The sequence below is a fragment of the Candidatus Cloacimonadota bacterium genome, assembly GCA_019429305.1.
Classification (GTDB): domain Bacteria; phylum Cloacimonadota; class Cloacimonadia; order Cloacimonadales; family JAJBBL01; genus JAHYIR01.
Genome location: JAHYIR010000003.1, coordinates 97783 through 118830 on the forward strand (window position 1 = coordinate 97783; position 21048 = coordinate 118830).

General features: G+C 37.8%; 14 protein-coding genes. All 14 read left to right on the forward strand.

Features of this window, described 5'->3' with window-relative positions; translation table 11 throughout:
- Positions 1-69 precede the first annotated feature (69 nt).
- The 14 genes from glyS to K0B81_02710 all read left to right on the forward strand — a co-directional run bounded on the left by glyS (position 70) and on the right by K0B81_02710 (position 20821).
- Positions 70-2169, forward strand: a complete 2100-nt coding sequence (glyS, locus tag K0B81_02645) for a glycine--tRNA ligase subunit beta (GenBank protein MBW6515499.1) — start codon at positions 70-72, stop codon at positions 2167-2169.
- A 62-nt stretch (positions 2170-2231) separates the two neighbouring features.
- Complete coding sequence (locus tag K0B81_02650; GenBank protein ID MBW6515500.1) at positions 2232-3434, forward strand: pyridoxal phosphate-dependent aminotransferase; 1203 nt, start codon at positions 2232-2234, stop codon at positions 3432-3434.
- A gap of 18 nt (positions 3435-3452) precedes the next feature.
- The gene (locus K0B81_02655; protein ID MBW6515501.1) at positions 3453-3674 is read left to right on the forward strand and encodes a hypothetical protein; all 222 of its coding nucleotides are present in this window, start codon (positions 3453-3455) and stop codon (positions 3672-3674) included.
- A gap of 80 nt (positions 3675-3754) precedes the next feature.
- Positions 3755-4771 carry a phosphoribosylformylglycinamidine cyclo-ligase gene (gene purM / locus K0B81_02660; GenBank protein MBW6515502.1) on the forward strand — a complete coding sequence of 339 codons (1017 nt, stop codon included), beginning with the start codon at positions 3755-3757 and terminating at the stop codon, positions 4769-4771.
- 4 nt (positions 4772-4775) lie between these two features.
- Entirely contained in the window at positions 4776-5645 is an 870-nt protein-coding gene (locus tag K0B81_02665) for a lipoate--protein ligase family protein (GenBank protein ID MBW6515503.1), read from the forward strand.
- 48 nt (positions 5646-5693) lie between these two features.
- The gene (locus tag K0B81_02670) at positions 5694-8660 is read left to right on the forward strand and encodes a TonB-dependent receptor (protein MBW6515504.1); all 2967 of its coding nucleotides are present in this window, start codon (positions 5694-5696) and stop codon (positions 8658-8660) included.
- Positions 8661-8750: 90 nt separating this feature from the next.
- On the forward strand, positions 8751-9563 hold the full coding sequence (locus tag K0B81_02675; protein MBW6515505.1) for a MotA/TolQ/ExbB proton channel family protein: 813 nt from the start codon (positions 8751-8753) through the stop codon (positions 9561-9563).
- A gap of 10 nt (positions 9564-9573) precedes the next feature.
- Positions 9574-9981 (forward strand): biopolymer transporter ExbD, encoded by a 408-nt coding sequence (locus K0B81_02680; protein MBW6515506.1) that lies wholly within the window; start codon positions 9574-9576, stop codon positions 9979-9981.
- Between the two features lie 9 nt (positions 9982-9990).
- Positions 9991-10398 carry a biopolymer transporter ExbD gene (locus K0B81_02685; GenBank protein MBW6515507.1) on the forward strand — a complete coding sequence of 136 codons (408 nt, stop codon included), beginning with the start codon at positions 9991-9993 and terminating at the stop codon, positions 10396-10398.
- Between the two features lie 15 nt (positions 10399-10413).
- Positions 10414-11052, forward strand: coding sequence for an energy transducer TonB (locus K0B81_02690; GenBank protein ID MBW6515508.1), 639 nt, complete (start codon positions 10414-10416; stop codon positions 11050-11052).
- An 80-nt stretch (positions 11053-11132) separates the two neighbouring features.
- The gene (locus K0B81_02695; GenBank protein ID MBW6515509.1) at positions 11133-14237 is read left to right on the forward strand and encodes a hypothetical protein; all 3105 of its coding nucleotides are present in this window, start codon (positions 11133-11135) and stop codon (positions 14235-14237) included.
- A gap of 9 nt (positions 14238-14246) precedes the next feature.
- Positions 14247-15284: a PorV/PorQ family protein gene (locus K0B81_02700; protein ID MBW6515510.1), complete on the forward strand. Its 1038-nt coding sequence runs from the start codon at positions 14247-14249 to the stop codon at positions 15282-15284.
- Positions 15285-15362: 78 nt separating this feature from the next.
- Positions 15363-17423, forward strand: a complete 2061-nt coding sequence (locus K0B81_02705) for a T9SS type A sorting domain-containing protein (protein MBW6515511.1) — start codon at positions 15363-15365, stop codon at positions 17421-17423.
- Between the two features lie 386 nt (positions 17424-17809).
- A complete protein-coding gene (locus K0B81_02710; protein ID MBW6515512.1) occupies positions 17810-20821 on the forward strand; it encodes a T9SS type A sorting domain-containing protein in 3012 nt (1003 codons plus the stop codon).
- Positions 20822-21048 lie beyond the last annotated feature (227 nt).

Genomic DNA, 21048 nt, shown 5'->3' on the forward strand with positions numbered 1-21048 from the left:
GACATTAAATGCGATCTCTTTTTAATGACACTTCATAAAAAAAATCGGTGGGATGAGGACTATTAGATAATGGTAATGAAGGATTTGCTCTTTGAGATAGGTATTGAAGAGTTGCCAGCCAGTTATATTCAACCGGCTCTGGAGTCGCTGGTCAAACACCTGTCTGAATCTCTTAGTAAGGCGAAACTGACTTATTCAGAGATTGAGAAATATTCAACACCCAGACGACTATCCCTTTGTGTTAAATCTCTACCCTTACAGCAAGAAGATGAGAAAATCGAAAAAATAGGGCCGGCAATTAGTGTCGCCTATAATCCTGACGGGACTTTAAGTAAAGCAGGAAGTGGGTTTATAAAGAGTGCCGGAATAAATCCGGAAGCTGTTGTTATAAAAAAGACAGATAAGGGTGATTATATCAAAGCCGATGTATTAGTAATTGGGAAAAAAACAGAAAAGATATTACAACAGATCTTACCTGAATCAATCAAGAAGATCACATTTCCCAAAACAATGTATTGGAATTCCAAAAATGTAACATTTGCCAGACCAATAAGATGGCTGGTAGCGATTTTCGGTGATGATCTTATCAATTTCGAATACGATGGTTTGAAAACAGGTAGAGTAACCTATGGTAATGTACTTAATATTGAAGCTAAACAAATAAATATAGATAAAATTGAAGACTATTCTCTGCTGTTGGAGTCAAGCTACGTTATTTGTGACAGGGATAGAAGAAAGGAACTGATTAGAGAACAATTAACTAAGTTAGCTATCAGTGTTAATGGTGAAGTTAATTTTGATGGTGGTCTGTTAGATGAAGTAACTGATATCGTTGAATATCCGACTGCTGTTCTGGCGAGTTTCAATGAGAAGTACTTGCAACTGCCGCAAAGGATAATCCACTCTACTCTATCTAAGAATCAGAAATATTTCTCACTCTATTCCAAAGATAAAAAGCAGATGCTGAATAGCTTTATATTTATTGCGAATAATCTTCCCGAGTATGCTTCCAATACTAAAGATGGTAATGAAAGAGTTGTTAAAGCACGACTTGATGATGCAGTCTTTTATTATCAAGAGGATTTGCAGAGATCTAGAGCATATTTTAATGAACGTCTATCAAAAATGGTCTTTCAAGCAGAATTAGGAACAATAAAGGATAAGATAGATAGAATAGTTGATATAACTTCCTATTTATCAGACAAATTAAAACTCGAACAAGATTTGAAAGATAAAGCAATAAGAGCTGCTTCTATATGCAAATTCGATTTAGCTACGAATATGATCGCAGAGAAAGAATTTACCGGATTACAGGGATATATAGGGATGAATTATGCTGTTAAATTTGGTGAAGATCATCAGGTAGCACAGGCAATAGAAGAACACTATCTCCCTTTAAGTTTCACTGACAAATTACCTCAGACAATTATTGGTATTATAATAGCATTAGCAGACAAAATCGACACACTCTGTGGAATATTTGGCATTGGTCGCATTCCTACAGGTTCAAATGATCCTTTTGCCCTCAGAAGAGCTGGAAACGGTATTGTAAGAATTCTTTATGAAAATGAGTTATCTGTTAATTTACCCGACCTGATCGATTTTACTTACTGCTTGATCAATAAACATCTCAAGGAAGCGGATAAGAATAAGGTAGAAATATTGAATTTCTTCAAGCAGAGAGCAGAATGGCTCTTAGAGCAGAATAAGATTGATTATGATATCATCAATGCTGTCATAATAGATGGATTTTCTGAAATCACATTATTGAAGAAAAAAGTAAAGGCGTTGCAAGCACTCAGAAACCGAGAAGATTTTGAGAGCTTAATTCTTAGCTTCAAAAGGGTATCAAATATTATTGCCAAAGAAAAGGATTTTAAAGAGATAGATCCAGGATTATTTAGTGAAGATGCCGAAAAGGATCTTTATCAAGTTCTTAAAGATCTGGAAGAAGAGTCCATAAAACATCTGACCGAACAGGATTATATGGCTTTATTGGAAAGTTTCATATCTATTAAAGATAAGATCGATCTTTTTTTCGACAAAGTATTAGTGAATGTAGAAGAAAATTCTGTTAGAAATAATCGCTATGCTTTGCTGTATAGATTAAGAAAACTGTTTTTACAGGTGGGAGATCTTTCTCTAATAGTTATCGAAGGTGAAAAATGAGCATAAGACTACTATAAAGCGTATAAAGATGACAAACAGAGAGCAAGAAAACGGGGGTAATAATGAATATTAAAATTGCAAATCGAGCTAAAGCTATTCGTCCCTCACCAACTCTATCGGTGACAGCCAAAGCCAAAGAGATGCAAGCTAATGGTATTGATGTGATTAACTTGGGTGCCGGAGAACCGGATTTTAACACTCCGGACTATATTAAAGAAGCTGCCAAAAAAGCAATTGATGATAATTTCACGAGATATACTGTTACGCCGGGCATCTTACCACTTCGAGAGGCAATTTGTGCTAAGCTTAAGAGAGACAATAATCTCGATTATAGTGCACATGAGGTATTGGTATCCCCGGGTGCGAAAGCTGCTATTATTAATGTTTTAATGACTATTTGTGATCCTCGAGATGAAGTATTTATTCCTTCACCATATTGGGTTAGTTATACTTCTCAGGTGGAAATGGTAGATGCTTTTCCGATAATTCTTCCGACAAATGAAGGATCAAATTTCAAGATCACAGCGGAACAGTTAGAAGAGGCGATTTTATATCACACTACTCCCAAGGCACTAATAATTAATACACCAGATAATCCAACCGGTTGTGTCTATACCAAGAAAGAGCTGCAAGCCATTGGCGAAATCTGTGTAAAACATAATTTAGTAATTATCTCCGACGAGATATATGAAAAGATTATCTATGATGGTATAAAACATATCTCTATAGCTTCTATCTCACCGGAAATTAAAGAAAGAACGGTGTTAATCAACGGAGTCTCCAAAGCTTATGCCATGACCGGCTGGAGATTAGGATATGCTGCAGGAAATGAAGAAGTTATTAAACGGGCAGGTCGAATCCAAGAACATACAACATCAAATGTCTGTTCGATAACCCAAAAAGCCGCATTAGCAGCTTTAACTGAGGATGATGGATCTGTGGAAATGATGAGAACAGAATTCGAGAAACGAAGGAATTGGCTGGTTGAAGAACTGAACAGTATTCCCAATGTAACTTGCTACAAACCCCAAGGGGCTTTTTATGCCATGCCAAATGTTTCTTATTATCTGTTAAATAATAAGTTAGGAATCATAAACTCGATTATGCTCTGTACCTATCTATTGGAAAAGTTCCATATTGCACTGGTTCCCGGTCTGGCATTTGGTGTCGATAACTATGTCAGATTTTCCTATGCAACCAGCATGGAAAACATCCAAGAAGGGGTCAAGAGGTTACGAGACGGTTTGTTATCCTTAACCCATTAATATTGCTTAAATTAGTTTATGAAACTTTTAAATGAAGAGTTAAGAAAAAGATATGAAGAGAGAAGAAATGATAAGGGTTCGTTATGGATTAGCTGGCTTATTAGAATCTTCTTACTGATTCTTGTTGTGTTGATCATTAGATACTTTACTGATCTTAATGTACTTTTTTTCACTGACATATTCCGTTCTCCAAAGACAGAGGAAGCAACCAATAATTATGAAAATAGCTTTTATGAATAAGATTCTGCATAAAAAACCGAAAAGTAGCATCTTATTGAATAAGAGATAGTTATGCAAGACTAAATAAATTAGGAGTAATTTTGGATTATCGATCTTCAGGTGTAGATATTTCAGCCGGAAACGAAACAGTTAAGCGTATTAAACCGTTAGTAAGGGAAACGTTTAATAGTAACGTATTATCAGAACTTGGTAGTTTTGGCGGATTCTATGTTCTAGAGTTGGAGAAATGGAGCAAACCGGTGTTAGTATCCAGCACCGATGGAGTTGGAACGAAGCTGTTGATCGCTAAATCACTGGGAAAATATGATACTATTGGCAGTGATTTAGTAAACCATTGCGTGAATGATATATTCGTGCACGGTGCCGTACCTTTGTTCTTTCTCGACTATATAGGAATAGGAAAAGTAGATCCGGAAATGATCAAGGGGATAGTTGAGGGCATGGTATTTGCTTGTAAGGAGCATAATATGGCCTTGATTGGTGGAGAAACGGCAGAAATGGCTGCTGTATATGATAAAGGTGACTTTGATCTTGTCGGAACGATAATAGGTTGTGTTGAGCGCGAAAATATCATCAATGGCAGCACTATTCGGGAAGGGGATCAAGTAATAGGATTTCCTTCTTCAGGGCTTCATACGAATGGTTATTCATTAGCCAGAAGTATTGTTTTTGAAAAAATGAAGTTAGAAGTTACTGATTTGATAGACGAATTTGGGAAATCAGTAGGAGAAGAGCTTCTGACGGTTCATAAGTCCTATTATCAGCAATTAAGGGACTATGCGACTCCTGATCAGATACATGGAATGGCGCATATAACGGGTGGTGGAATAGCCGGTAATCTGTCACGAATTATAGCTGACGATTTATATGCTGAAATAGATAGCAGTAGTTGGAAGAGACCACAGATTTTTGAATATTTGCAGAGAGAAGGTGAAGTATCTGAAGAGGAAATGTTTCGGGTCTTCAATATGGGGATTGGCTTTGTTACTGTTGTACCGTCTTCAACTGCTGATGTACTTGTCGATAGAGCTGAAGGTATTAATATTGGTTGTATAAAAAAATCGGTACAAAAAGCTGAGAGAGTCATCATTAGGTAAGATTATGGAATGGAGAGTTTTAGTTTCAGGAAAGATGAGTCCATACATGAATATGGCTTTGGATGAAGCGATTTATTTGAGCATCATCAAGAGAGAATCTTTGCCTACATTGCGGTTTTATGACTGGGAACCGGCTTCATTTTCTTGTGGCTTTAATCAGAACATAGACTTAGAGCTTGATTTTGAACGGCTTAAAACATCACAATACGGTTTTGTAAGAAGACCTACCGGCGGTAGAATGGTGCTGCATGAAGAAGAGGTTACTTATGCTGTCATATCACCACTCGAAGGAGCTATGGCAGGCAGCATTTCTGACACCTATTTTAGGATCGGTAAAGCCCTGCTTACAGGGTTAAAAATCATGAATGTTGAAGCCGAGTTATCAAAAGGAGAATTAAGTCAGCATGAACAACGACAACCTGCAAATCCCTGTTTTACAAGCAGTTCACGCTTTGAATTAACTTATAAAAGGAAGAAATTGGTTGGGAGTGCCCAAACAAGAAATAACACGGCTTTTCTGCAACATGGCTCTATCTTAAAGACCTATAATCAAAAAAAAGTTGCTGATTTTATACCGAATATTAACGAAGACGAAAGATTAAGAATTGCCAGTTTATTGGAAAGAAGAACGATCTCTTTACAAATGATCCTGGAAAGAGACTTAACTTTTAATGAAGTAGTTAACAATCTGATATCTGGTTTTAAAGAAGCATGGCCTGAAGATACTTTTTATCTGCATGAGACACCGACACTTGTAGAGAAAAATACTGCCGAGCAGTTAATGCATAAAAAGTATGCAACCGATCAATGGAATAAAAAAGAGAGAAAAACTCAAAAAGAGTTTGACACATATCTATCAATGAAGAGAATTTGAAAAAAAATAGTAAGAATGTAATGTAATGATATTTAGGGAGGAATTTTGATGGAGAGAAGAATTATAATCACCATCGTATTGCTGCTTTTCTCGGTAAGTTTAATATTTGCCCAAACAACAGGCAGACTAGCCGGTAGAGTCACAGATACTGATGGTACTCCGGTAGCTTACGCTAATGTTATTCTTGTCGGCACTGATCCCTTGATGGGAGCCCAGACGAGGGAAGACGGTACTTATATATTGATTAACATTCCCGTTGGCACATATAATATTCAAGCACAACAGATAGGTTATCGACCCACAACTGTAACCGGTCAGAGGATCAATGTCAATGAAACAGCAACATTGAATATCCAAATGGTTCGAGATGCAGTTGACATTGAAGGGTTGACTTTTGTTGCCCAAAGAGAGATGGTTGTTGCTGACAGAACTGGCTCGACGCGAGGTATAACACAAGAGACGATAGAGAATATTGCTGTTGATAGTATAGAGGGCATTATAGCCCTACAAGCTGGTGCTGTTCAAGTAGGAGGTGATCTGCACATCCGAGGAGGCCGCGCCAACGAGGTAGTTTATCAAATAGACGGTATGTCTGTTTCAGACCCTGTTGATGGTGGAACAGCTATGACAATAGATAGAAATGCTATTGCCGATATGGTAGTAATGACAGGTGGTTTCTCAGCTGAATTTGGTAATGCACAATCTGGTATTGTAAATATTGTTACCCGTGATGGAACGAGTGAATATTCCGGAAGTGTTGAATTGATCTCAGATCACATTATAACAGATGGAAGTAATTCTGACGAACTTAAGGTAACACTTGGTGGTCCGGTATTTGGACCTTTTGTGTCTGACTTAAGAAACAGGTTTACCTTCTTTTTTAATGCAGCAGGATTATGGCACGATTCAAGATTTCGTGACTATTACATTTCACATCCTAATAGCGATCTGGTGAATTTAGTAACAGAATTTCCGTATGTTGATCCCTATGCAGATAGAAACCAATTTCTTGGTATGTTTGATTTAGGAAATAGAAATTTCAATACATACAATGCTAATCTCAAGTTGACCTATAGATTAAATCCCCGACAAACAATGTCATTTGCTGCTCGCGGTGATAAAGCAGAATTGTACCCTTACGCCCATTCATGGCGATATGCTTTGGAACACTATGCCAAGGTTGAAGAAGATATGCGACAATACATGTTTACCTATGATCATCTCTTTAATCCGCAAATGAATCTGAATGTTAAGGGTAGCTGGTTCAGAAAAGAACGTTTTGAAGGTCCGAGAGGAATAGGTCGCGATGATTTCTTTAGAATCGATCCAGATTATGAATTTGATGAGGGAACTTATCAGTCTGATTTAGACGGAATTATCTTTATCGATAGAACGGGAGACGGTGTTATTGATAATCCTGATTATGGATTTATTGATAGTAGCTACTGGGCTTTTAGAGTATTCGGTACCGAAAGGGAAAGAGCTATAAGAGGTTTCAACCCGCCGGGAAGCTATTGGTCAAGGTTTATTGATGATGAGACAACAACCATGACCTTAAGAGCTGATTTCGAATATCAGATGAGCATAATTAATAATCTTAAAACAGGTTTTGAAATTACCAGCCATGAAATTGTTAAGGATAGATTATTTAATCCACAGAGAATAAACCGTCTGAGATTTGATAGATACCTGAGAGATAACTGTGAAGTATTTTATGAAATATATGTGAATGAAGATCCAACCGATCCTGATAGTGCTATTGAAGATACGATCTTCGTCTATTCACATTATGATGTACATGAAGCTTTGAGAGAAACATCCGGACAGACAGACGGATATAAGGCAAAACCTTGGCAAGGTGCTTACTATCTGCAAAACAGATTACAATTTGAAGGTATGATAGCCAATCTCGGATTACGATTTGATTTCTGGCATCTTGGCAATGATTATCTGATCCGTCAAGACGATGGGACTTATATTACCGTCAAATGGGAAGATCTGACAGACGAAAAAGTCAAGAAAACAAGGGTCATGGTATCTCCTCGAGTAGGTGTTTCTCATCCAATATCAGAGAGAGCGGTTCTGCATTTTGCTTATAATTATCAAAATCAGCTACCACAGATGCAATATGTCTTTACCACAGCTAAACCGGAAGATGCTATTCTCGCTCAAGAGACAATCGATGTGGGAAATCCAAATTTAGAGCCGCAAATAACGATTACCTATGAAGTTGGCTTGCAGAGACAGTTAGGGGAGGACTATATACTTGATATAACAGCTTACTACAAGAATATCTATAATTATGTTAGTTTGCAAGAAAGAGTTGATCCTAATGATGAGACAATCACTTGGTATCAATATGTTTCCGAAGATTACGGAAGTGCCAGAGGAGTAGATATCACATTACAAAAAATACTCTCTAATTTTACAGCCGGCTCGTTATCATATTCTTTTGCATGGGCACAGGGTAATCATTCAGGATTAACACGACAGGATGAGTTTAGGAATCTAAGAGAATTCCCGCTTGAGTGGGATACAAGACATGCTGCAAATCTCAACTTCGAGTTTAGAATCGGAAGAGATGAAGAGTGGTGGGTTCCCTTTACTGATATAATATTCCCGCTGGATGATATTTCTATGAACTTTATCTACTCAATTTCTTCTGGATATCCTTATACACCTATGAATCTAGAAGGAACCCAAATGCTTGATACGAACAGTCGCCGCATGCCATTCACAGAAAATGCAAACTTACGTCTGACCAAGAACTTCCGATTCGGAAGGAAACAGAATGTGAGACTGTTTGCTAACATTAATAATCTGTTCAATCGAAGAAATGTTAATTGGGTATATCCACGAACAGGAAGAGTTGATTGGGATGGGCAAGATCTGAGTGAATCCGGATCTGATTATGTATATTCAGAGGTGCTTCATAACTATACAGAGTTTATCAAGAACCCGTCTGCTCTGTCTTCAGGCAGGACTTATACGCTCGGTATTTCTTATAACTGGTAATGAATTATCAGACAAGTAACAGGTTTAGTACTGTTTCTTGCTAAAAAAGATATAAAAAAAGGAAAGTGTCCAATAGGAGGATAAGAAAATATGGTTAAGAGCTATAGAAGATTATTGATAGCATTTCTAATCTTGTTGTTAACAGCGAGTTTCCTGTTTGCTCAACAAGATGATGCTGTTGTAACCCCAGAAGACGAGACAGTTGGAGTTACTGAAATTGAAGAAGAATTTGTTTTCGAAGATATTCCCGATATGGGTTGGTTAGAAGTGCTTGCTCGTAAAATTGTCGGCAGCGGTTTAGTTGACCTGTTCATTCAGGGTGGTTTTGCTATGTGGCCTCTTTTGATTTTATTAGTATGGGCTATCGGTACAATTATCTGGAAATTAGTTGTATTATCTTATGCAAGGATTAATACTAATGAACTTCTATCTAAAGTTATGCCCTTAGTTGAAGAGAAAAAATTCCGCGATGCTGCTAAGATTTGTGAAGAAACGAGAGGACCAGTAGCAATGGTACTTCATCTGGCACTACTGAAAGCTGAGGATGGACTTGAAGCAGTCGAAAAAGCGATAGAAAGTGCGGCGTCTTTAGAACTTTCCTATCTGGATAAAGGATTCATCTCATTATCGACTACTATTAACTTAGCTCCCATGTTGGGGTTCTTTGGTACAGTTGTTGGTATGATAGCAGCATTCGATGCTATTGCCTTAGCCGGTGAAGTTGACCCAACTATTGTTGCTTCTGGTATTAAGATCGCTCTTATTACCACAGCATCTGGTCTTGCCATAGCTATCCCTGTACAGTTTTTCAATAATATGTTTATGGGAATGGTAGATAATTTGGTAATAGATATGCAAAAAGCATCAGAATCATTAGTGGAGACCCTTGTACAAAATAAATAGAGGGGGATAAATGAAATTTCGCAGGAAGAAGAAGAATTTAGGAGGCATTCCCACAGCAGCATTACCTGATGTGGCTTTTTTACTCCTGATTTTCTTTTTAACGACGACTAAATTTGATATCAAACAGGGATTAGGTTTGGTACTACCCCCAGTAGCGGAAGAAGGGGCACAAAGAGTTAGGGTCCGAGAGGAAAATATTGCCCGAGTTCTTATTAACCGTGAAGGAAGAGTTGCTCTCAATGATGAAGAAATATCTTATGCTGCCTTAGAGAGTAGAATCAGACAAATGGTAGCTCAAAATCCTGACCTCGTGGTATCTTTGAGAACAGATAGAAGAAGCAGATATCATTATATGATTGAAGCATTGGACAGATTAAGAGCTGCTGGTGCTGAAAAAATTTCGCTATCTACAAATTAAGGAGGAATAATGCCGAGATTACAAGCTAAATCAAAACCTGAAAGTATTATTCCATCCGGTTCTATGGCAGATATTGCTTTCTTGCTCTTGATTTTCTTTATGGTTTCTACTGTTTATGTTAAAGAACGTGGATTAAGAGTTACTCTACCAGATGCTCGTGGTATTGAAAAAGTACCTAGACGTAATGCTACAACTATATATGTTGATCGGAGCGGAATGATATCTATAGATGACTTTGTTGTTGATATTCCTACAGTAAGGGACATTATGGTTCGCAAACTATATGATGATTTTAATACAATAGTAAGTTTTCGAACCGATAGAAATACCGATTATGGAATAATGGCTGATATATTAAATCAGCTTAGAGAAGCAAATGCCTTAAGAGTGTCTTTTGAAGCGCGGCTTCAAAGATAACAACGGAGGCAAAAAATGAATAATAAAAGATATACCGATTGGAAAGATGTTGCAAATAGTTATTATGATAAAGCAATGAGCTTGGCTGTTCTATTGCTTCTATTCTCGTTTCTCGTTTCACCAAAGATTGAAGTAAGGCCCTATACAACAGAGATTAGAATAACTGAAGCAATTGAAATTCCACCGGAAATACGAGAAAGAATCGAACCCCCAGCAGAGCTAATGAGACCTCCTGTAGAGATTATTATTGATGATGATTTAACAGGAGATGATGATGATCTGGAGATAGTTGAAACAATAGATAGAACAGTTCTTGATCCCTATGAAGTTGTTCAACCACCACCCGGTATTGGACAAACTCCAAGGTTTGTTATCTATGACGAACCACCACTGCCGATCAGAAGGGTCAACCCGGAATATCCTACATTCGCCAGAAGAAGTGGTATTCAAGGTCAAGTATTGCTTGAGGTTGAAGTTTTAAGAGATGGCTCGGTTGGAGCTGTTGAAGTAGTTCGATCTCTCATGGCAGGACCTGGTGGTCTTGATGAAGCTGCTATAAGAGCAGTTAGACAATGGGAATTTACTCCTGCCAAAGCTCATGGTCAACCAATTGCTGTTTGGGCGAGGATTCCAATAGATTTTCAATTAGAGTAATAAATATACTATTTGCTTTTTCTTTGTACTATTGATTAGTACTGAAAAAGATTAGGCAAAGGTAGTAAGGAGAAAGTAGTATGAAGTTTACAAAATATGTAATATGCATCGTTCTCATGATTCTTTTAAGCCAAGTTGATGTGCTTCACGCAGCTGCTATCGAGCAGGGTGATGCATCAAGGATAATGGATGTGTCGCAATGGCATGATGTTGGGAACATCTGGCTCAGAGTGAGTAACTTTGGCTTTTTTGGTTCTGGAAACTATAAACCACAGTGGCCTTCTCTTGAATATCCCGGTGGTAGCGGGATTGATTATCTTTATCTCGGCTCACTATGGTTTGGAGCTAAAAAGGTCAGAAGAGATATTCAAGGCAGAAAGCTATATTGGAGCAATTGGCCACCTAGTGATGAGAATGATACTATTGCAGAAGGTGATCCTAATTTTGATCCGATAGTTCATACGCAGGTAGTTATCGACACACTAGTTGCAGTTGGATTTGATGGTGATTATGATTATTCGGAATTATTACCGGCATATTTTCCCTTCGAGCAAGACCTATTAGGACCAGAATACGGAGAATATAATCCTTATGATCGGATTGTGTCTCAATCAATCAGAACCCAAAGAGCAGGTGTCGATGATGACGGAGATGGTTTAATTGATGAAGATCCAATTGGAATAGCTTTTCCATTCCGTCAAGCAGATGAACTACCTGATGAAATAGCTGCGCTGGGTAGTCTTTATCTTCATGAACATGATCCGGCTTTCCAGAGTCAAATTATCCAAAATAATCTCGATATTTGGTTTCCCCTGGGATTTGTTGATTTGGGAAGAGATCCATCGCACGGTAAATATAATTATACTATGCCATATAATGATGATGGAGATGATAATGAAGATGAAGATGGAGCTCCTGTATCTGAGCAGGACTATATATCTTATTATTATGACTATAGTCCTTTCAGTGCCTTAGGAGATCCCAGGCATCAAGAAAGGAAATCTGGTAGTTCAGCTGGTCAGTTTGTCAGGTATCCATTGAATATTAAAGTGAGACAGCTTAGCTATCAATGGAGCTATGAATATATTAAGAACCTGGTCTATGTTGAGTTTAATATTACCAACATGAATCCTGCTGATACTCTCTATGACTGTGCTATGGCGATTTATATGGACTGTGATGTCGGACCACAGGCATGGGACGGAGATGCCAGATCCCTGGACGATGTTAGTGGTTATGTTGCCGGTACAGGTTTCGAGTTTGCCTACACTCGTGACTATGATGGAGACGGTGGCCTTACACCCGGTTGGATTGGTGCCAGAGTTTGTACCCCTGATCCGGAGCAGCTTGAATTTGCATGTTGGGTATGGACTCGAGGAGATGGTCCCAATGACCGTAGACCGAGAAGAATACCCCCTCTGGCTGGGCTGGTAACATCGAATGAGAAGTATTGGTTAATGACCGGACGAAACCCCAATGAAGATTATTTCCGACCGTTAAGACCTGTTGGATGGACTCCTGATCAAAATCCTTGGTATGAGGAACCGAGTCCCAATGATACAAGGTTCTTATTTGCCTTCTATGGAGATATGCAAGGTACGACTAATCCAACTGCCGGTTCTTGGAACCTAGCACCTGGCAAAACAATGAAGATCGTTGTGGCAGTATTCCCCGGTGAAAATTTAGATGAATTGAAACAAACAGCAACTTGGGCAAAATTGATATATGGAGATGCACAAGATCTCGAGTCAGTTATTTTGCCTGACATCTTCCCACACTATATAGCACCAGAACCCCCAAATATTCCAAAGATGTATGCTGAATTAGCCAATAACGGCAATAGAATAGATGTGTATTGGGATAATAGATCAGAGTTTACAAGAGATAGAATGGTAGTTCCTTCTGAACAGTTGGGTTGGCAGACCTTTAATCCTAAATGGGAGGATAGTTATCTTTATAATTATCCTAACGGAATTCCGATCGATGAGTGGCCTAAAGAATTTAGACCACCTGATCCTGATGATACTGATGCTTTGAATCCCAATGCAGTTGTTAATCCCTGGACTGCAAACAGATTACGGCACGATTTTCAGGGTTACTCGTTGTATGGCAGATCTGGTTCCGGTATTCAAGAAAACTGGATGCTTATTGATAGATGGGATAAGGTCGAAACAGATCAAGATTTAGATGATTATGTTATTGCAATCAATCCGGCAGCAGAGTTAAATTATGATTATGGTGGTTATACTGGCTTAGATAAAGGACTTCCAAATCCAAGAATTGCCACCGAGGATGATACTCAATATTATTATCTCGATGAGATGTATCTCTTATCTTCTATTGAAGAGGGACAAACAATATATGGTTATCATCTGTATGACTTCACAGAGTATACTTATGATGATCTAATTGATATAGGGAATATGAATCTAACATTTGAACAGGAAGCTCTAATATTTATGAATCCCCATGATCCCCAATTAACACCGAGTATATATCTTGAATTGTATGACGATTCATTAATTCCGCTAGTTGGTCATGGTGGACAATGGGTACTGAATTTTTATGACATTAATGATCCCAGACCACAACCTGTCCAGAGAGATGAGAAAATTTATGAGATGCATAAAGATCGTCTTGCTCGTAGGTTTTATCGTCATTACATAGATTTTCCACCCAAAGGCATAGAATACTATGTAGCAGTCAGTGCTTGGGACAGAGGTATGCCGGACTTTAACCTGGAACCTCTTGAGTCAGGAAGAGACGCTGATGCTAATATGAAAGTCCTTTTCCCGGGACCTGAAGCTCAAGAAAGCATGGACAATATCTATGTAGTTCCTAATCCTTATTTTGGGCTAAGCAGATTCGACGGAAGAAGAGAAGGTGATATGAAGGGAGATAGAAGCAAGAGAATCTGGTTCGTTAATCTTCCTGAAAGAGCAACGATAAAGATTTATACTCTTGCTGGGGATTTGGTTGATACCATTGAACATTATGGAGCCATTGAAGAAGATATTATAAATGTCAGCCGTGCTGCCACTCATGGTTTAGCAGCCAGTGGAATGGCTTCTTGGAATGTACTATCACGACATAATCAAATCTTAGCCCCGGGTGTTTATTTGTATTCTGTAAAAAATCACGCTAATGGAAAAATAAAAGTTGACAAGTTCGTCATCATTCAATAAGGAGGAGAAGTGAATAAACTATATATAATAATAGCTGTGATCGCTTTAATTCCTTGTCTCATGTTCGGGGCAATATTTCCTAAAACAGGTACAGCGGGCTTACAATTCCTTAAATTAGGGGTTGATGCCCGTGCAATTGGAATGGGAGAAGCATATACTGCTGTCTCTGATGATATCTCTTCAGTATATTGGAATCCTGCAGGATTAGCATTAACAACTAACAATCAGATATTGTTATCCCATACTAATTGGTTTGCTAATATCAACCATGAATTCATTGCTGCCTCTAGATATACTTATTTTGGAGTCTTTGCCCTTAGTATATCATTTCTTCATATGGATCAAATGGATATAACAACCGAAGAGGTTTTTGGACCGACAGGAGAAACTTTCTCTCCTTATAATTTGGCTTTGGGATTCACCTATGCCAGTCAATTTACTGATCGTTTCGCTTTTGGTATGACAGGTAAATATCTCAGAGAAAATTTAGGGTGGGAATCTCAACATACAGTCAATGGTTATTCTGTTGATATCGGCACTACCTACAATACAGGATGGAGAAATCTCAAGATTGGTATGTCTTTAAGGAACTTTGGGCCTGATCTGGAGTATACTATCGATAATGATGGTGATGGTCTCTTTGATGAAGATCCTTTTGACTTGATCGATAATGATGGTGATGGCTTGGTAGATGAAGACCGAGAAGAATACCCTTTTAAGTTACCAATGAATTTCTCGCTCGGTATTGTTTTAGATCTGTATAGAAGCGGCAATAATGTTTTGATAGCTTCTATGCAATTGGATAATTGTGTCGATAGACAAGAAACATGGAATATTGGTGCAGAATATAAATTAGGTGTCTTTGCTTTACGTGCGGGATATCAATTTAATTATGATGCAACTGAATATTCCTTTGGTCTTGGATGGAGAATACCAGTTAGTTTTGCTATAATCGATTTGGATTATGCTTATACAGGCATGGGAGATCTCGAAGAGAGTGGTTTAATGTCAAAAGCACAAAGACTATCGTTGAAAATTCAATACTAATTTCGAACTGAATAGTTTCTATGAATAACAGAACAAAAAAACCAATAAGAAAAAAAGTTATCCTAAAGGAGGATTAAGATGAAAAAATCAGTATTAATCATCATTGCTGTTTTGTTAGCAGCGAGTTTTATTTATGCAGATTTAATGCAACCGACCAATCTGCTAACCGAAAAACCAGATAATGCTGTCCATCAAATAGTGGAGAGCAGTCGCAGAGATGCACCCGATTATGCATTTGATGTTTTACCGCTAAACATTATGACAACATATTATGATTATTTTCCAGGTGCATATGAGTCCATTCCTATCCGTATTCAACCGACACCTGCCGGTATACACACAGGTGGCGGCATTTATATTGCCTTTCAAGCAACACCGGCTGCAGGTGGCACCAGAAGAGTATATTATGTATATATTCAAGACGGGAACATAACAAGTGGACCCGGATTAATTGACGGAACTGCTACTTTAGCAGAAGGATTTCCTGGTATCGATATCGACTGGGAAACTGGTGATCCTTTCGTTTCTTGGCATACACCTGATCCCAGTAACCCAACTTTCTATACCTGCCCAGTAACTTTTGACCGCTATGACATGATCGGTATTCCCGGTCTTTGGGAAACACCTTATGGTGTTATTCTCAATCCTTATGATATTGGTCCCGAACAAGATCAAGAATTTATCTGGCCTTCTGTCTATATAGGACCTTCTCCTAATCCCGGTCAAAGAAGAGTTTATGTGGCAGCCCGAAATTTCACTAGCAACTTATCGGGTTACCCTTGTGAAAACTCAATGATCGCTTTTGCCGATTTCACAGATCCTACTGATTTGGAAACTTATAATGAAGATGACTGGACATATGTTACAATTCCACAACTTGATACATGGCGTCAACAAAACATCCGAACTTTCAGAGCAATGATCGTATCTAAAACAGACGGTCATGTTGGTATTTTTGGTCATTCGGTAGATCTCGATTCAGAAGAACCTTTTACTCCCAATGAAGTACTTTTTTTACTGGAAAACGATAACTATGGTGAAGGCGAATGGACTATGTATACCTCAGACCCGACTATAATGGTAGAAAATCCTGATGACTACTTTGAGAGTGACAGCAATACACCTTATCAAGATATGCGATATTCTCCCTATGTTAATCGTTCTGGTGTAGCTATCGACGAACAAGGCAATTATCACTTCTTAGCAGTGTATTCATTATCTACTGAAGAAAACACCTGGTATCCTTATTTTACAACTACTAAACATATAAAATTCCATCGCGACACAGAACAAATTACAATAAATGACATGTATCCTAGAAATGAGGATGGATCTTTGTACTTACCATGGAGTATTCCACCAGAGTTTGATGATGATGGTTTCTTGCTGACTTATGCCAGCTATCCAGTTTATTGGTATGGAAATGATGATCTTTTCCATGAAAATTATCATAGAATTATTCAGAATGGACCGTACATGGTTGCCCTCTTCCAAGTGAGTACAAAGGCAAAATTGTTTAATGACGCCGGTGATGCTCAATATGCAGACTGGGCAAGCGTTCCAGAAACCTACATTGTAATTTCTGGTGATTATGGTGAGACTTGGTCTGAACCAATAATTCTTAATGCTATTGAAACTCCTGAATTAGCTGGTTTGATACCAACTTATTGGTATATATCAGATCATATGGAAGATCTTGGCAATGACTGGTTTAGATTGCACTTCTTCTTTTTAGATCAGGAAGATTATGGTTCTTCAGTACAGGGTAACAGTCCTGTAACAGGTGGAAGAACGATGTACACATCTATCGATATCGATTTCGGACCGGTAAGTGTTGATGATGGTCAAGTAGCAGTAAATCCAGCTCAGATGTTAAGACAGAACTACCCGAATCCTTTCAATCCATCAACCACAATTAGCTTCAATCTTCCTTCAGCTTCCAGAGTTAATCTGGAGATTTATAACGTGAAGGGACAGCTTGTTAAAACACTACTTGATGATAACAGACCAGCTGGAGAGCATAGTGTTGTTTGGAATGGAACCGATAACAATAGTAGATCAGTAGGTAGTGGAGTTTATTTCTACAGACTAACTACCGATAATGATTCAGAAATGAGAAAGATGCTCTTGGTTAAATAAGAGTACATACTCGTAATAGTTTAATAAATCTCTTGAAAAAATAGAGTAAGCCATGAAGGGATGGGTTTTCACCCATCCCTTTTTTTATCAAAGTACAGAATTATATTGAAACGTAGATAAAAGATACATAGAAAACAAGAAAGATATGTTTTTTTCTCAATTCTTTAGCAACCTTTTTTTTCATTCATTTCTACTCCACTAACTGAGCACAAAAAACGGTTAAGATTTCTTGACATATAGAATATATAATGGTTTCTTGGTAAATAATGATAACATCATTAAATAGCTTGATGCGATAGCTTATTAAGTGTGTTAAAAACCAATTAATGAGTTAGGGAACTAAAGTTGAATTATAAATGTAATCGACATAGAGTTAAGGAGGATTAATGATTAGCAATAAAGGGATTAAGTTAAATACTTGGGTAATAATGATATTACTATTTTTATTTACATTGAGTTTATCCGCGCAGGTATTAAGAGAAGAATTCCCCCCCCCCACAGATTTGGAAGTTGTTGAAGTAGGAGACAGGTATGTAGAATTGGGATGGAGTGCTCCAGCTGCCATGAGGGGTGATTTAGATCGTTTTAATAGATCTTTAGAAGGGTATAATGTTTATAGAGACGGAGAACAGATCGACCTGGAAGAATTAATTACTGTTACTACATATGAAGATACCGATATATTAAATGATTATACCTATCAATATTATGTTACGGCTGTATATACAGATGGTGAATCAGAACCATCAAACATAGTTGAAGCAACACCTTTTACTCCCTATTTTGCCAGTGGTTCTGGAACAGAAGATCATCCATATATTATTGAAACAGCCGAGCATTTATACAATATTAGGTTGTATTTAGCAGAAGATAGTAGAGATGATGAAGATGATGAAGAGGTCGAAGTAATCTATTGGATGCAAGCCAATGATATCGACATGTTGCCTATAACTAATCCTGATGAAGTACCAGAATGGCAAAATGACATCGAATATGAAAAGGGAGATTTTGTTAGATATTTTACGGCAACCCCTGCCCCTCCGGGAGACCATACGTTTATGTGTATAAATCCTCCTACAAGCCATCAAGTTCCGACAAATACTAATTTTTGGCTACGAGTATGGAGAACTTCCCAGGGCTGGCTCCCTTATGGAACAGAAGCAGAGAGTTTTCAAGGTACTTATGATGGAAACGGTAACACTATAAACGGTTTGTTTATTAATCGTGACGCAAATATACAAGGATTGTTTGGCTACGTTGATGGGGGTAAGGTAGTAAATTTAGGACTACCCAATGCCAATATTACAGGTAGATTTAATGTTGGAGGTTTCTTTGGTTATAGTAGAAATTCAGCTATGATCGATAACTGTTACATCACCGGTAGCGTAGCAGGTACACTTGACAATGTTGGTGGATTAATAGGATTTAGTGAAATAAATAGTCATATCACCAATAGTTATAGCAGCAGTAATGTAAGTGGTAGAAGTCGTGTTGGTGGATTAGTCGGCAGGAATAGAGATAATTGTAACATCGACAATAGTTATTCTACAGGTAATGTGTCAGGAACGATGAACTATGTGGGAGGTCTGATAGGATTGAATGAGAGAGAATCTCATATTAGCAATAGTTATGCAACAGGCATTATATCTGGTGAAAGAGATTATATTGGAGGGTTAATAGGTCAAAACGAAATAGATTCTAATATAATTGACTGTTATAGCACGGGAGATGTGATCGGTCTAAAAGAGGATGTAGATGAAGAAATACTTGGAAGTAATTATGTTGGTGGCCTTATTGGAAATAACATGATTGATTCAGCTATCATAAATTCATACAGTATCGGCGATGTTGTAGGTGAGTGGTATGTGGGTGGTCTGATCGGAAGAAATGAAATTGATTCTGTAGTTTTTGACTGTTACAGTAATGGTAGTATAGATGGAGGTTGGTATGTTGGTGGTCTTATTGGTTGGAATGAAGCTAATTCATTAATCAGTCAATCTTTTAGTTCCTCTGATGTAGTAGGAGATGAGTTTTTGGGTGGTCTTGTAGGTCATAATTGGTCATCCAGAATAGATGATAGTAATAGCAATGGTGATGTAAGCGGGTACTCTCATTTAGGGGGTCTTGTTGGCTTCAACAGATCATACTCGTCAATACATAATTGCTATAGTACAGGAAATGTAACCGGTGGGGAAGATTTTGTCGGTGGTTTGGTAGGTATAAATAGTAATTCTATCATAAGTAAAAGTTACAGTACAGGCAATGTATCGTCAGATGGTCATAGAATTGGAGGCTTAGCAGGTGTTAACTGGTACTCTTCAACGATAAGCAATTGTTACAGCATAGGGAATGTTGATGGTAATAATTATGTCGGTGGATTGGTAGGATTCAATTTTGATTCTTTGGTTGATTACAGTTATAGTATTGGTCAAGTAGTAGGAGCGGGAGAATTTATCGGTGGTTTAATTGGGCAGAACTGGGATGACCCAGGCAGCAGATTTGTGGGTAATAGTTATTGGAATGTTGTAACTTCCGGACAAACAACAAGTGACGGAGGAGAAGGAAGAACAACTGAGGAGATGACCTATCCTTATGCTGATAATACTTATATTGGCTGGTATTTTTCAAATATCTGGGGAGCTGATGTTGATTATACTATTAATAATGGTTATCCCCATCTACTATTTATGAAAACCCCTCTACCTGCAATAGCAATCTATCCTGAGAATGAGGCAAACGAGATTCCTGTTGATCTTGTTGTCTTAGAATGGGAACTTGATCCGAATACCATATATGAATATCCTGAACCAGAAGGCTATTTGTTTGCTTTCTGGGAATCTGATGAAAATGCACCTTCAATTGTAGATATGGAAGATGTTGGAATTGCCACTACCTATGAAGTTACAGAGCTGGAATACGATAAGGAATATAACTGGCAGGTCATCCCATATATTGTTTTAGAGAATGGAGAAAGATATATTGTTACTTCCAAGACTCACACAAAATCAGTAAGTGAGACCAGAAGAGTTCTTGAAGATAATTATCTACTTACTGGAGGTTGTCGAATATGGAAGTTTAGGACAGAAGAAGATTTATCTCTTGATGAAACAGAACTTCCTTTCGTAACTGAACTACGAGGTAACTATCCCAATCCGTTCAATCCAGAGACAAAGATTGTTTTTACCCTTGCCCAAGCTAGTAATATCAGTATTGAGATCTTCAATATTCGTGGGCAGCGAGTTAAGAGTTTGATCAATGACCATTACGATATGGGATTTCATGAAATAGTCTGGGATGGCAGTAACGATTCTGGAAAAACTGTCTCTTCAGGCATTTATTTCTACAAGATGACTACACATGACTACAATAAAGTCAACAAGATGATGCTACTGAAATAAACTACTAAATATAATCATTAAATATATCTTTCAAGAGGCAGTCTTAAGACTGCCTCTATATTTATATACGAGAAGAAGAAAATAAGTCATTATTACAAGAAATTAAATCTGATACTAGATATATATGGTTGTTTTAAGTATCAAGAGCTTCCGAATAGTTAGCATAACATTTGGTTAAAGAAAAAAGGATATTTTTTATTGACTAAATCGTTCTCCATTTATATTTG